Genomic DNA, 13,945 nt, shown 5'->3' on the forward strand with positions numbered 1-13,945 from the left:
TCTCCTTTGCTCTTTCACTTGATAGTATAGGTTGTTCAACTTTTTCTGTCCACACTTATATACTAACACCAAGATGGATTTGGAAAGGAAGTCAAAACAGAGCGTACAGGGGAATTTATATGTCAGATTTCTCTGCTTTGGAAACGGAAGTCTGAGTGCTTTACATGACCGTTCCTATGGATTTTATCGCAGACAGATTATCCTTACGGTCAAAGATGTGCCGCCAGACAGAGTAGATGATCCCTATCTGATTGAGAAACTGCAAAGAGAAGCAGACGATATTTTCCTTTGGTGTCTGGAGGGATTGAAACGCTTACTGAAAAATAAATATCGCTTTACCATCAGCGAACGTGCAAAGAAAAATCTACACGAAGCTATGGAATCCGGGAATAACATTATCGCTTTTATGCAGTCATCCGGGTATATCCGGTTGGAAGAAAATACAACAGCGACTTCTAAGAATCTTTATCAAGCATACTGCCGCTGGTGTGAAGATAATACGGAAAAGCCTATGAGTGCAAAAAGTTTTTCGGGGTACTTAAAAGAAAATGAAAAGAAGTATCACATTCATTATTCTACGAATATTCCCTCAGACAATGGGAAAAATGCCAGAGGATTTCAGGGGGTTCATACGCAGATACGCATAGATAACTATCGTTGATACGGATGAAAAACAGATAAAAAAGAATTTCCCAAAGAAGCGTATAAGCGTATATCTTCAGGAAAATCAAGGGATTACAGGTTTCTGAAAAGTATGGAAGATACGTTTATACGCTTATACGTGTAATTTTTGAATTTATTTTATTTTTAGCAGAAGGGAGTGTTGGAGATGTTTAAGCAGCTCGGATACGGGCAGATCAAAAGGGCGGATACGCCCATAAATGGAATCGCAAGTCTGAGTAATAATCAGATTATGTAATACAAAAACAGCCCTCGGCGATTGAGAGCGAAATACACCCATCGCACAAACCTACGGTTTATACTCTGTGTATTTCGCTCTGCGAGGCTTATGCCGGATACGGCAATCAGTTCGTAAACAGGTGCCTATGCACCTACTCACAATAAAATCGACGAGAGCTGGGAAAGGAGGATGCTTATAGGCAGACATTCATTTATCAGACAAAGCAAGCTGTCCGATGTGGCAGGGCGTATTGATTATATCTCCAATCCTAAAAGACAGGAATATCTCTATGCGACCTATCAGACAGAAGGGGCAACACCGGAGTTTTGGAAAAATCTTGCAAGAGAAAACCAGTTGGATTTTAAGACAAGTGGTTCGGCAGGGAAATGTATTGAAGGGCGAGAGTTCATCATAGCACTTCCCGAAAGTTTTGTTCAGTACAGGGCAGATGATGTGGTAAGGCTTTTTACGGAGAGTTTTCATAAAAGATATGGTGTGGAGTGTAGTGCTGCCCTTCATCACAACAAGGCAAAGACGAATTATCATATTCATCTGGTATTCAGTGAACGGAAAATGTTGGAACAGCCCGAAGTAAAGATTGCTACCCGAAATATGTTTTATGATGAGCAGGGAAAGCATAGACGTACAAAGAAAGAGGTTTTAGACGAGCAGGGAAATATCCGAGCCGGGTGCAGCATTATCCCCAAAGGGGAAATTTATGAAAGCCATATCTTCACAAAAAAGGATGAATGGTTTAAGAACAAAGCCTTTACCAAAGAAGTCAAGGAACTGTTTACCGATACGATCAACCGATATGTAAAAGAGGAATCAGAAAAACTATCCGTATTCCAACAGGGCGGTGTATATTTGGCAACGAAGAAAATCGGAAAGAATAATCCGAAGGCAGGGGAGATAAAGGCGGACAATGCGGCAAGGCAGGAATGGAATCGGACAGTTGATGTGGCATTAGTCGAGGGTGTTCCCGAAGAAGATATTTTGAAGATAAAGCAGGAAAAAATCACGGACAAAACGCTGCAATCTATCAGGACACACGGTTGGCTGCCGGATATGTTCCGTCAGATTATCCGAGGTGCAAAAGACTTTTTACAGGAAGTGATTTTCAAATTTAAGCTACCGCCGAAACCTGTACCAAAGATTGATTTGCAGGAATGGAAAGATATGCAGAAGCTCATGTATGAATTGCAGAGACAGTCAATAGAGATAAAACGCACACAGCAGGATATTTCTTCTTTGAAAAAGCAACTGTCAGAGTTACGAGGACTATTTAAAGGCAAAGAGCGAAAATCTCTGGAGGGGCGAATTGAACTGTTAGAGGATTTGGAAAAGCGTCTGCACAAGAGTTTGGAACAGATAGTAAAGAGGGAAGGCTATCCCAATGTGCAAGCCTTTCAGAAGGTTTATAACAAAGCAGAAGCACTAATTATGGAATACAATGAAGAACTGCGGGCATGGAAAAATCAGACGGGGCAGAAGAAAGAAAATACGTTAGAACAACCGAAAAAAGCAAGCGTACTGGAAAAGCTGCACCGCTATCAGCAGGAAGGCAGACAGCAGTCGAAACGGTCAGTTAAGAAAAAATCTATGGATAGAGAACGATAAGAAAGGTGGAACAGACAATGAAGAAAACAATATTTGAAGAAATGGGCGGAACTTATATCAGACAAGGGGATTATCTTATCCCCTGTCTTACCTTGCCGGAGGAGGAAGAGCAGAGATTTATCGGCGTATGGGGACAAAGACATTTACATTATCTAAAGAGTATCACAAGGGTGTATATTTGAATCTGCTTACAAGTGGAAGGTTGAATGATTATTTGGCGGATATAGAAGAACAGGCTCAGGAACGGTTTGAAAGGATTGTAGAGCAGATGAAACAGGCACAGGGGATCACGGAACAGTTAAAGGTAGATGATACCTTAGAGTGGATTGGGAGAATGAATAATATACAAGCATGTGCGAGGGAGATTGTGGATAAGGAGATGATTTATCAATAATGGAAATAAAATGAAGGAGAAAAGGCGGCAGTTTAGAAAGGCTATCGCCTTTTAGGAATTGTTGTTTATTTGTTGTTTTTTATAAGCTATACTATAAGGAAAAGATAACATTAGAGTCAGAGGTGGAATTTATGAACTATAAAATTTTAATGGTTGATGATGATAGAGAATTGCTAAAAATGCTGAATCAATACTTTACATTGAAAAATTATACAGTGATTATTGCAGAAAATGGCATAGAAGCAATGGAAAAGATAAGTGCAAATCCCGATATTATTTTATTGGATGTAAATATGCCGGGAATGGATGGAATTGAAGTGTGCAGAAAAATCAGAGATACGGTTTCATGCCCGATTATTTTTTTGACGGCAAAGGTAGAGGAACAGGATCGAGTTATGGGATTGCTGTCCGGCGGTGATGATTATGTTTTAAAACCATTTAGTTTGAAAGAATTAGACGCCCGAATTATTGCCCACTTGAAACGTGAGGAACGTTTACACAGGAAAACAGAACAGCGATTTTATGGAGATTTGATTATTGATTATACTTGTAAGAATGTGCGAATTAAAGGACAAGCGATAGATTTTACAAAATCAGAATATAACATTATTGAATTTCTGTCTATGAACCCTGAAATTGTGTTTGATAAAGAACGTATTTATGAAAAGATTAGTGGATATGACGCAGAAGGCGATAGTCGAGCGGTGACAGAACTGATCCGCAGAATCCGTAAAAAAATCAATCAATATACGCAGCATGAATATATTGAAACAGTATGGGGGATGGGATATAAATGGACAAAATAAAAAATCTTTCGCTGAGAAAAACCATTGTTTTGTATATGATAGTTAGCTTAATAATCAGTTTTTTTCTTTCTGCATTGATTATACGAACAGCAACCACAATACAAAATAACATTTGGTGGAAATATGTAGATCAAGAGAAGTATTTTGAAATGGCTGAAGGTGACGGAAGGGAGTATTTAACAGACGTTCCGAGACCGAATTCATATGAAATGGAAAACTTTGATTATCATGTATCTGAGATATGTGATTTTCTTCAGACGTTTCCAGCACTTATCGTGTCTGTGATAGGCAATATCATAGCGGTGTTTCTTTTTTATAAGCATAAATTGAAATATCCCATTGAAGAACTAGAACTGGCGTCACAACAAGTTGGTCAAAATAATTTGGATTTTCATATTACCTATGAAAATAAAGATGAAATGGGAAGCTTGTGCAAAGAATTTGAACGAATGAGAAAACAGCTTGCAGAGAATAATCGCCAGTTATGGAAAATGCTTGAGGAAGAGAAGGCTTTGCGGGCTGCGATTGCACATGATATCCGTTCTCCGTTATCTGTATTGGAGGGCTATCAGGAAATGCTTTCAGAATATCTTCCAAAGAAAGAGATAGATATAGCTCAGGCACTGGAAATGATAGGCGAGAGCAGAAAGCAGATTGAACGAATGGACGTGTTTGTAGAAACAATGCGAAAAATGAGCAGTTTAGATGCAAGGGAGTTGGTGGCAGAAGAAATTACAAGTAAGCAGTTAGAAATAGATATACGGGCAGAGCTGAATGTGTTTGAGAAAAAATTTGGAAAGCGATGCGAATTAGAATGTTTGGAAACAGCAGAAAAATTTTCAGGAGATAAGGAAGTGATTTTAGAGGTTATAGAAAACCTTTTGTCAAATGCCTTTCGTTATGCCAAGACAAAAGTGGAAATGGAAGCTCTCCTTACTTGCTCTAAATTACAAATCAGAGTAAAGGATGATGGAGTGGGATTTAGAATAGACAAGCAAAAGGCAACAGAACTTTTTTATCAGCAAAATATGAAAGACAGTTTGAAACATTCAGGAATGGGTATGTATATCAGCAGAATGTATTGTGAAAAACATAATGGAAAGTTATTATTAGAAAATCAAGAACATGGTGGAGCCATAATAACAGCAGTATTTCATCGGATTGCATGAGCAGTCCGATTTTTTTATGTTGTTGTCTTTTTGTTGTGATATGCAGTTTATGATATTTATAACAAGGAAAGGAGGCAAAACTATGATTGCTATTTTTAAAAGAGAGATTAAAAATTATCTAAAGCGACCGTTATTTTGGGTGGGGATTGTGCTTGTGATTTATGGTGTGTTTAGTGCAACAAGTCCCTATCTGACCACACATTATCTTACAACGGGGGAGGAAATCATCAATGATCAGTCCAACACTTCGGTTGAAGGAGAAGTGTATGAGGGGTATATTCCAGCTGACACAGAAAAGCATCGGGAACTATGGCATGAAAAAGTAAAAATAAAATTGACAGATGTGTTTGAAGTATCGGATATAGAAGCACAGACAGTAATTGAAAAGCTAGAAAACATGAATTTGAAAGAAGCCTATGCGTACCTGGAACAGGAATATGACTGGTACGGGGCAAGATATTTGTACGAGGACAGTACGTATTATAAGGGAACGGCAGAAGAAATCAACGCATATCTAGATGAAAAATTGGAAGATAAGACATTTTCTTTTTATTACGCAAGAAAATTTGCTGATTTTGCAGGGCTGTATATGGTATTTTTTGCAACTATTATGTTGGCGGTTTTATTTTTACAAGATACAAAAAAGCATACTTATGAACTGCTGCACACAAAGCCCGTGACTACCGGGAAGTATGTACTGGGAAAAGTGAGTGCAGGATTTACAATTTGTTTGCTTGTGCTGGCTATTTTGAATATACTGTTTTGGATATTGTGCCGCATCTATACAAAGGATAGTGGATTTGAAGTGCAGTTATGGGATTTTGTGGTTTCTACGGTACTTTATATACTGCCTAATATGCTGATGATTGTGAGTATATATACATTGATTTCACTTATATTTAAAAATCCACTTCCGGGTGTGCCACTTTTAATTCTTTATATGGTGTATTCCAACATGGGGGGAAGAAATGCGGAAGGTGTTTATGGATATTGGGGCAGACCTTTGGCAATCATGGTTCGATTTCCCGGGCAGCTTTTTGATACGACACCGCCGCCAATGGTACTCTTAAATCAGAGTTTTCTTATTTTAGCATCTGTAGTAATTATTTTATTTTCGATACAGCTTTGGAAGAGGAGGCGGATGTAAATGAAGAAGGAAATGAAGATTGTCCTGCCGTTTTATAAGATTGCTTATGCAGTATCTTTTGTTGTGATTTTAAGCTTGATACGTGGGGTTGTATTCACAAATGAAATAGGACTTTCCGTTGAGGGACCTTTTGCAATATTGACTGTTGTTTTTTGTGCAGATACTTATGTGCAGGAAATTACAAGCAAACGTTCCGAAGTCCACAGACTGTATCGGATAAAAAAGAGAATTCATTCCATCATGCAGCGAATGATGATACAGGAAGTTTTCTTGTTGCTGCTTGCTGTTCTCGGATACGGGCTATTTTTTGTGTTTCAGAAACCAGTTACGCATCCAGTAACAGAAAGTGAAATGCTTCAATTTATTGCCTATTTTTTGGCGATTGTAGTAACCATTTTCTTTTGGGGAATATTGGCTAATACATTGTCTATGCTTTTTCGCAATATGTGGATGGGGATTGGAAGTTGTCTTTTGATATGGGTAGCAACAAATTCCACAGGAGGAGATAAACTTTTTGGGGCATGGAATCTATTTTCCTATGCTTTTAGAGATATAGAAAATACTGATGATATTACATGGCTGTATGGGAAAGCCTTGTGTATTTGTATAGGATTCATTTTATTTATAGCATTGCCGAAGATAGTTAGAAAGAGAGGATAAGTTTATGAGTATTCATATTGAGGATTTAAAGGTAAGATTTAAGAATGGTGTAACAGCAATCGATCATGCAGATTTAGATATACCTAATGGAATATTTGGACTGTTGGGAGAAAATGGAGCAGGAAAGACAACTTTAATGAGAGTATTAACTACTGTATTGAAACCAGTTAGCGGTACAGTCACATTGGATGGGATTTTATATAGTGAAGGAAATTATGAAAAAATTCAGAGGAAAATAGGTTATCTACCACAGGAAATAGAACTTTATCCCAATTTGACTGTTCAGGAGTGTTTGGAGTATATGGGTGATCTAGCAGGTGTCCCGAAAGCGGAATGTAAAAAACGAATAGAATATTATTTGAAAAAGACCAGTCTTATAGAACATCGGAAGAAGAAAATGAAACAGTTATCAGGCGGGATGAAAAGACGAGTTGGATTGGTGCAGGCACTTTTGAATGAACCAGAATTTTTGATTGTAGATGAACCAACTACTGGCTTAGATCCAGAAGAACGTATTCGTATTCGTAATTTATTGGTAGACTTTTCTGAAAATAGAACGGTTTTGTTTTCAACTCATGTTGTAGAGGATTTGGCTGCTACCTGTAATCAACTTGCAATTATGCACAAAGGCAGCTTTTTATATGCGGGTTCTATGAAGAATTTAGCGGAAGAAGCACAGGGGAAAATCTGGATTTGCAAAGTACCTGATGAGAGAAAAGCAAGAGAAGTGGAACAGAAATATCGTATTACATCAAAACAGTACGTTGAGGGTGGATTACAGTTAAGAGTGATTTCTGAAATACAGCCAGAATTGGAGTGTATGTCAGTTCCTGCAACGTTGGAAGATGCTTATATTTATGTGACGAATCAATACGAGTAGAGAGTTTTCATATTAAAATATAAAATGGGAATAAAATTGTGAGAGAAGATTAAAGAAGGAGATACATGTTTTGTGCCATCTCCTTCCTTTATAATTCCGAGGTGTGATGAGGAGCAATGAGAAGCCCTGCGTTTGTAACGTGTTTGCAACACCATATTCCAAGAATCCAGTAAAATCAAGTGTTTCCAGTTACCCAAGCGTTAATCGGCTGGCGGGAGCGTATCAAAATTGCTCAAAAACCCTGGAAAATCAAATGTTTACGGTTAGAGGGAAGTAATTTCAGATTAGGCGGTATAGCCCCAATTACAAGGGCTGTACCGTTTTTTCTTGCGCTCAACGAGCGCATTTTCCTTATGCGCCTTGCTGTTTCGGTTGCGTGGCAGAAAGAAAATTGATTTCCCCTACAAAGTTGAAAACAATATCTACTTTCTGTACCCGTTTCCCGTCCACCTTTTCCGGCGCATGGACTATAATTTTTTTGATAAATTCGTTGACTATTGTAGAGTTGAGTTCTTTTATGCCTACATACTTGCGGATAATCGCGGAAAAGCTGTCAAAGTCACTCATGTTCTGTTCGTAGGTATCGACTTCCTGCTGGTCTGCCTTGACCTTTTCTTCCAGTTCCCGCTGTTCCGCTTCATACTCTGCGGACAGCTTCAAAAATCTGTCATGGCTGATTGCTCCGCTGATGTCATCCTCATAAATCCTCTTGAAGATACGGTCAAGTTCTGCTATCCGCTTCCTCGCCTGTCCGACTTCCCGCTACCTGCGCTTCATTTCCTTTTCTGTTTCAGCAGAGCGTTGACCGACCTGTTTTTGAAGCAGGTGCGGAAAGTCCTTCAAGCCCCGGAGAAAGGCTTCGTCCTGGAAAAACTCAAACAGGAGCCGCCGGAACGCAAACCCGCCGCCCCTAAGAAACGAGAACCGGAACGATGAGCGCAGCAAAGCGGAAACGGGATGTGCAGGTGAATTTCCGGGTTTCCCCGAAGGAGCTGGCCCTGATAGAACAGAAAATGTCCCAGCTTGGAACCGTCAACCGGGAAGCCTACCTGCGGAAAATGGCGCTGGAAGGTTATGTGGTAAAGCTGGATTTGCCGGAGCTGAAGGAGCTGGTATCCCTGATGCGCTATTCCAGCAACAACCTGAACCAGCTGACCCGTAAAGTGCATGAAACCGGGCGGGTTTATGATGCTGATTTGGAGGATATATCCCAGTGGCAGGAACAGCTTTGGGACGGTGTGCAGAAGATACTGGCCCAGCTTTCCAAACTCTCCTGACCGGACAATCTGCCCCATCTGCGGAGGGAGGAACGGCGTTCTTCGCCGCGCCTTCCTCCGCTTTTTCTTTTTGTCGCTATTTCCTTTCGTGCTACAATCGTGTATAATAGTAGCACGAAAGGAAGTGATGGCATGACACAGTTTGAACAGCTGGACACGATTTTAGAGGGACAGCGCGGTATGCTCCAAACATCAGAGGCGGTGAAACGGGGGATTCCAAAATCCGTTTTTTACAACTATGTGAAGGAAAAAGAATTAGAACAGGCGGCACATGGGGTTTATGTATCGCCGGATGCCTGGGTCGATGGGATGTACCTGCTCCATTTACGATGCAGCCAGGGGATTTTTTCCCATGAAACGGCGCTGTTTTTCCATGCTCTGACCGACCGGGAGCCTTCCCCCTATTCCGTTACCGTCAGACGGGGATACAGCACGACCAGATTGAAAGCGGACGGGATTTTGGTCTACACCATAAAACCGGAGCTGCATGACGTCGGAAAGAGTACGGCTCAAACCCCTTTCGGGCATACGGTTCCGGCTTATGATATGGAGCGGACCATCTGCGACCTGCTTCGCTGCCGGAGCAGCATTGAGATGCAGACATTTCAAGGGGCGCTCAAAATGTACGCCCGCAGGAAAGAGAAAAACCTGCGGAGGCTGATGCAGTATGCAGGGCTGTTCCGGGTTGAAAAAATTTTGCGGCAGTATTTGGAGGTGCTATTATGATAAAGACAGCAAGGCAGCTGAAAGATTTGATCCGCAATCTCGCAAAGGAGAAATCGGCGGACGCACAGATTTTGATGCGGAACTATATGATGGAGCGTTTCCTGGAACGTATTTCCCTTTCTGAATATCGGGATAACTTTATTTTGAAAGGCGGGATGCTGGTTGCCGCAATGGTAGGGTTGGATGCCCGGTCTACAATGGATTTAGACGCAACCGTCAGAGGGGCCAGCGTGAATGTGGAGGACATTGAAAATCTGATGTCCTCTATCATAGCAGTCCCCATTGAGGACGGTGTGGAGTTCCAGGTGAAAAGCATTTCGGAAATCATGGACGAGGCCGAGTATCCGGGGATTCGGGTCAGCATGGCCACTGTCTTTGACGGGGTGGTGACACCGCTGAAAATTGATATTTCTACCGGGGATGTGATTACGCCGAGGGCAGTCCGGTACAGGTTCCGGCTTATGCTGGAGGAACGCTCCATTGATATTTGGGCGTACAATCTGGAAACCGTACTTGCGGAAAAGCTGGAAACAATGATTGCCCGGACCATAACAAACACCCGTATGAGGGATTTTTATGACCTCTACATTCTGGAACAGCTTCATGGAAGATCGCTGGATTCCGATATTCTCCGCCACGCGCTCCTTGCTACCGCCCGCAAGCGCGGGACCGAGGGGTGTTTGAAAGAAGCGAAGGAAGTGTTTTCCGAAGTAGAAAACAGCCATGCGATGCAGGCGCTTTGGTCCGCTTACCGCAGGAAATTTTCCTATGCGGCTGATCTGGAATGGAACACCGTTATGGGGGCGGTCCACCGTTTGTATGCTCTGACAGAGGACGGTGAATCGGAATGAAAAAGCGCGGGCATTACTGCAAAACCTGCGCCTCCCTGCCGCCGGAAAAGAAATCTGAAATGGCGGCAATGAACCGCCTGTTGAATCTCCCCTGCCGGCTTTCAAAGGAGCAGATTTCCTGGCTGAAAAAGAAGATGCACGATAAACGCCCGGACATTCGGGCGCTCGCAAAGGAACAATATGAAATCGGCATGGTGTAATATCAGGCTGCCAACCGCCCGTCAAGGGTAAATAAACTGCTGCGCAGCCCTTGACAGCCGGCCGTCACTCTGATGGATGGCAGCCAAGCGGATTAAGCAGGAAAAGCTGCGTAATCCGCAGCAACTAAAAATGACAGTAATAAAGCAACAGGGAAGATATCTTGGAGAAGCCTTTTGGTATTTCAAGGTTTGGGTTATCTGCGGCACCTCCATGTCGGCAGTGTAGGAATACATTGAACCACGCAATTGGACAGCAGAACCCACGGCGGACCATTGACCTGAGGTAACCAATCCACGGATAACGGAGTGGCCAAATGCCGGGAACTGTTAATCAGAGGGCTTCTCCAAGATATCTTCCAAAAACAAATGTGGGTTTTGTCAGGGAAAAAAGTTTGTTGTTTTTAATTTTACTTCTTGACAAAAGTCACTTCATAACGGAGGTGCTTTCACATGGGGAATCCGAATCTGTTGCCTTGCCATGATCCAGTTCGTGGGTATGACCAAACGCCAGCTGCATCAGATGCTGATTTTCGAGGGCCTGGATTATGCGGTCATTACTCTGGCTGTTTCCTACATTGCCAGTACACTGGCTGTCGGCATCGGCGTCCGGGCCATGACAGCCAATGGGTTCAGTACATTCCATTTCACCCTGATGCCCATGATGGCCTGCACCCCCATCCTCCTGGCTTTTGCGGTGCTGATTCCCTTCTTCTGCTTCAGGAATCTGGAGAAGCAGAGTATCATAGAGCGGTTAAGGACAGAGTAAAAAGAAAAGGACAAATATAACCCCACCCGGGGCTTGCGCCGAAGTGCAAGATTGCATAAAATAAAGAGCAGAACATACAGACAGGAGGAAATGTTATGCATATGGCAGACGCTTTGGTGGCGCCGGCAGTGGCGGGCACTATGTACCTTTTGTCCGCCGGGGCAGGGGGTTATTCTATAAAAAGGGTGAAGTTAGAGGATGAGGGGAAAAAGATTCCGGTTATGGGAGTGATGGGGGCCTTTGTATTTGCCGCCCAGATGTTAAACTTTACCCTTCCGGGAACTGGGTCTTCCGGACATTTGTGCGGCGGCATGATGCTGTCTGCAATTTTAGGGCCCTTTGCAGGGTTTTTGACTATGATAGGGATTTTGGCCATACAATGTCTCTTTTTTGCAGACGGGGGCCTTTTGGCCCTCGGATGCAATATTTGGAACATGGCCTTTTACGGATGTTTTGTTGGGGCGCTTTTGATTTGGAAACCTATGATGAAAAAAGGGGCAGGAAGGGGAAAAATCCTGGCGGCCTCTGTAGCAGGATGCGTGCTGACTTTGCAGCTTGGGGCTTTTTCCGTAGCTCTGGAAACTTTTGCATCAGGGGTGACAGAACTTCCATTTCCCGTATTTTTGGCGGCAATGCAGCCGATTCATCTCTTAATAGGTTTGGTGGAAGGGCTGATTACTGCGGCGGTTTTATGTTTTGTCTATGAGGCGAGGCCTGAACTTCTCTGGGGAATAGGGGAAGAAGGGGGAGCTGGAGGTAAGATTTCCTACAAAAAGGCCCTGGGCATTTTGGGAATAACAGCCCTGTTTCTTGGAGGGGTAGTTTCCCTTTTTGCATCAGCCTTTCCCGACGGATTGGAGTGGTCTTTGGAAAAAGTGGCAGGTACGGCAGAGTTTAGTGCAGAAGGGGCGGCACATCATGCGGCGGAAAAAATACAGGAATTTACTGCTTTTTTGCCGGATTACGGGATAAAAAACAGTGAGACTGCCCTGGGGACATCTCTTTCCGGGGTTGTGGGAGCCCTTTTGGTGGCAGCATTTTGTTTTCTTTTGTGCCAGGTATTTAAATTTGTCAAGAGGAAACGGGTAAATGAGTAAAATCCGTCAGGCAGTTTCTAAGCTGCACAAAATGGATCAGTTGTCGGCAAGAGACCAGTGGGTGAACAGGATTCATCCCCTGGTGAAACTTTTGCTGACATTTTTTTATCTGATTTTGCTTTTATCCATGGGGAAATATCAGCTTTCCGGGGTTTTGCTTCTCACCGTTTATCCCCTGGTTGGATTTTCCCTGTCTGAGTTAAAGTACCGGGAATGTATCTGGCGTTTTCGCCTTGTGCTACCCCTGATTTTTTTTATGGGGCTTTTTAATCCTTTTTTTGACAGGGAAATTATTGTGTATTGGGGCAGCGTTCCTGTTACAGGTGGGATGCTGTCTATGGCAACCCTGTTTCTGAAAGGCATTTTGGCCTTGTCCGCAGGGTATCTTTTGATTGCCACCACCTCTGTGATGGATATTTGCATGGCCCTTCGGATGCTTTATGTTCCCCAAATTTTTGTCACTATGATGCTTTTGATTTACCGCTACCTTACGGTGTTATTTGAGGAGGCGGAGTTGATGGCCCAGGCATATATGCTCCGGGCGCCGGGGCAGAAAGGGATTCATTACAGCGCCTGGGGCTCTTTTGCGGGACAGCTTCTGCTCCGCAGCATGGACAGGGCGGAAAGGGTGTATGAGAGTATGTGTTTAAGGGGTTTTCAGGGGGAGTTTCAGACAGAAAAAATCCGGGAAAGTTTAAAAAAATCCCAGGCAATTCCCAGAGAAACAGGGGAATTTTGCCTTGAGGTGAAAAATCTTTATTTTTCTTATCATCCGGGGAAAGAAACCTTATCGGACGTGTCTCTAAAGGCGAAGGAGGGGGAGTGTATCGGCCTTATTGGGGGAAACGGTATGGGAAAGTCTACCTTTTTAAAAGTTCTTGTAGGACTTTTGGAGTACAGTGAGGGGGAAGCCCAAATCTGCGGGATTCCCTTAAAAAAAGAAAATTACCGGGAGATTCGCAGGCTTATCGGATATGTATTTCAGGATTCCGACAGCCAGCTCTTTATGCCTACGGTATATGAGGATGTGATGTTTGGTCCGAAGAATTACGGGTACGATAAGGAGGAAGTAAAAGAGCGCACAGAGGCGGCCCTTTCCATGGTGCATTTGGAGGGATTTGAAAAACGGAGGATTTATGAGCTTTCCGGCGGGGAAAAAAAGCTGGTTTCCATTGCAACTGTCCTAGCTTTGTCCCCGAAAATTATTCTAATGGATGAGCCCACTGTGGCCCTTGACCCGAAAAACCGGAAAAATTTTATGGGGATTTTAAGGGAGCTTCCAGGGTTAAAACTCATTGCAAGCCATGATTTGGATATGGTGGGGCAGTGCTGTGACAGGGTGATTTTATTAGAGCAGGGAAAAATAGCGGCGGACGGGGCGGTAAATGAAATTTTGCAGGATAAAAAGCTTTTGGAGGAACACGGGCTGATTTGATTTTCCTATGTTTTTG

Annotated in this window: 15 protein-coding genes and 1 pseudogene; 15 read left to right on the forward strand and 1 reads right to left on the reverse strand. The window is 42.8% G+C overall.

Annotation, left to right across the window (positions count from 1 at the left end; genetic code table 11):
- The first annotated feature begins 79 nt into the window (after window positions 1-79).
- From D7Y06_RS16455 to D7Y06_RS16490, 8 genes and pseudogenes are all read left to right on the forward strand, one after another.
- Window positions 80-661, forward strand: a complete 582-nt coding sequence (locus D7Y06_RS16455; RefSeq protein ID WP_330566493.1) for a hypothetical protein — start codon at window positions 80-82, stop codon at window positions 659-661.
- Window positions 662-1,090: 429 nt separating this feature from the next.
- The gene (locus D7Y06_RS16460; protein WP_120408844.1) at window positions 1,091-2,521 is read left to right on the forward strand and encodes a MobA/MobL family protein; all 1,431 of its coding nucleotides are present in this window, start codon (window positions 1,091-1,093) and stop codon (window positions 2,519-2,521) included.
- Between the two features lie 41 nt (window positions 2,522-2,562).
- Window positions 2,563-2,915, forward strand: a pseudogene (locus tag D7Y06_RS16465) (TnpV protein).
- A gap of 131 nt (window positions 2,916-3,046) precedes the next feature.
- Entirely contained in the window at window positions 3,047-3,721 is a 675-nt protein-coding gene (locus tag D7Y06_RS16470) for a response regulator transcription factor (RefSeq protein WP_016225768.1), read from the forward strand.
- The gene (locus tag D7Y06_RS16475; protein WP_120408845.1) at window positions 3,709-4,890 is read left to right on the forward strand and encodes a HAMP domain-containing sensor histidine kinase; all 1,182 of its coding nucleotides are present in this window, start codon (window positions 3,709-3,711) and stop codon (window positions 4,888-4,890) included. The genes D7Y06_RS16470 and D7Y06_RS16475 overlap by 13 nt, the downstream gene beginning before the upstream one ends.
- An 82-nt stretch (window positions 4,891-4,972) precedes the next feature.
- Window positions 4,973-6,037 carry an ABC transporter permease gene (locus tag D7Y06_RS16480; protein ID WP_120408846.1) on the forward strand — a complete coding sequence of 355 codons (1,065 nt, stop codon included), beginning with the start codon at window positions 4,973-4,975 and terminating at the stop codon, window positions 6,035-6,037.
- Entirely contained in the window at window positions 6,038-6,697 is a 660-nt protein-coding gene (locus D7Y06_RS16485; RefSeq protein WP_016225765.1) for a hypothetical protein, read from the forward strand. It abuts the gene before it with no gap.
- 4 nt (window positions 6,698-6,701) lie between these two features.
- Window positions 6,702-7,577, forward strand: a complete 876-nt coding sequence (locus D7Y06_RS16490; protein ID WP_120408847.1) for an ABC transporter ATP-binding protein — start codon at window positions 6,702-6,704, stop codon at window positions 7,575-7,577.
- A 351-nt stretch (window positions 7,578-7,928) separates the two neighbouring features.
- On the opposite strand, the gene D7Y06_RS16495 is transcribed toward D7Y06_RS16490, so the two are convergent.
- A complete protein-coding gene (locus D7Y06_RS16495) occupies window positions 7,929-8,237 on the reverse strand; it encodes a DUF4368 domain-containing protein (RefSeq protein ID WP_330566494.1) in 309 nt (102 codons plus the stop codon).
- A gap of 272 nt (window positions 8,238-8,509) precedes the next feature.
- Here D7Y06_RS16495 and D7Y06_RS16500 point away from each other — a divergent pair, with 272 nt between their 5' ends.
- The 7 genes from D7Y06_RS16500 (at window position 8,510) to cbiQ (ending at window position 13,929) form a co-directional block, all read left to right on the forward strand.
- On the forward strand, window positions 8,510-8,854 hold the full coding sequence (locus D7Y06_RS16500) for a plasmid mobilization protein (protein WP_120408848.1): 345 nt from the start codon (window positions 8,510-8,512) through the stop codon (window positions 8,852-8,854).
- A gap of 132 nt (window positions 8,855-8,986) precedes the next feature.
- Entirely contained in the window at window positions 8,987-9,580 is a 594-nt protein-coding gene (locus D7Y06_RS16505; protein ID WP_120408849.1) for a type IV toxin-antitoxin system AbiEi family antitoxin domain-containing protein, read from the forward strand.
- Window positions 9,577-10,431, forward strand: coding sequence for a nucleotidyl transferase AbiEii/AbiGii toxin family protein (locus tag D7Y06_RS16510; protein ID WP_120408850.1), 855 nt, complete (start codon window positions 9,577-9,579; stop codon window positions 10,429-10,431). Before D7Y06_RS16505 ends, D7Y06_RS16510 begins: the two co-directional genes overlap by 4 nt.
- Window positions 10,428-10,631: a hypothetical protein gene (locus D7Y06_RS16515; protein ID WP_120408851.1), complete on the forward strand. Its 204-nt coding sequence runs from the start codon at window positions 10,428-10,430 to the stop codon at window positions 10,629-10,631. Before D7Y06_RS16510 ends, D7Y06_RS16515 begins: the two co-directional genes overlap by 4 nt.
- 490 nt (window positions 10,632-11,121) lie before the next feature.
- Window positions 11,122-11,397 carry an FtsX-like permease family protein gene (locus D7Y06_RS16520; protein WP_243119363.1) on the forward strand — a complete coding sequence of 92 codons (276 nt, stop codon included), beginning with the start codon at window positions 11,122-11,124 and terminating at the stop codon, window positions 11,395-11,397.
- Between the two features lie 95 nt (window positions 11,398-11,492).
- Window positions 11,493-12,494 carry an energy-coupling factor ABC transporter permease gene (locus tag D7Y06_RS16525; protein ID WP_120408853.1) on the forward strand — a complete coding sequence of 334 codons (1,002 nt, stop codon included), beginning with the start codon at window positions 11,493-11,495 and terminating at the stop codon, window positions 12,492-12,494.
- Window positions 12,487-13,929: a cobalt ECF transporter T component CbiQ gene (gene cbiQ / locus D7Y06_RS28015; protein ID WP_120408854.1), complete on the forward strand. Its 1,443-nt coding sequence runs from the start codon at window positions 12,487-12,489 to the stop codon at window positions 13,927-13,929. Before D7Y06_RS16525 ends, cbiQ begins: the two co-directional genes overlap by 8 nt.
- Window positions 13,930-13,945: the final 16 nt, after the last annotated feature.

The sequence above is a fragment of the Roseburia sp. 1XD42-69 genome (assembly GCF_003612565.1).
GTDB lineage: Bacteria > Bacillota > Clostridia > Lachnospirales > Lachnospiraceae > Roseburia_B.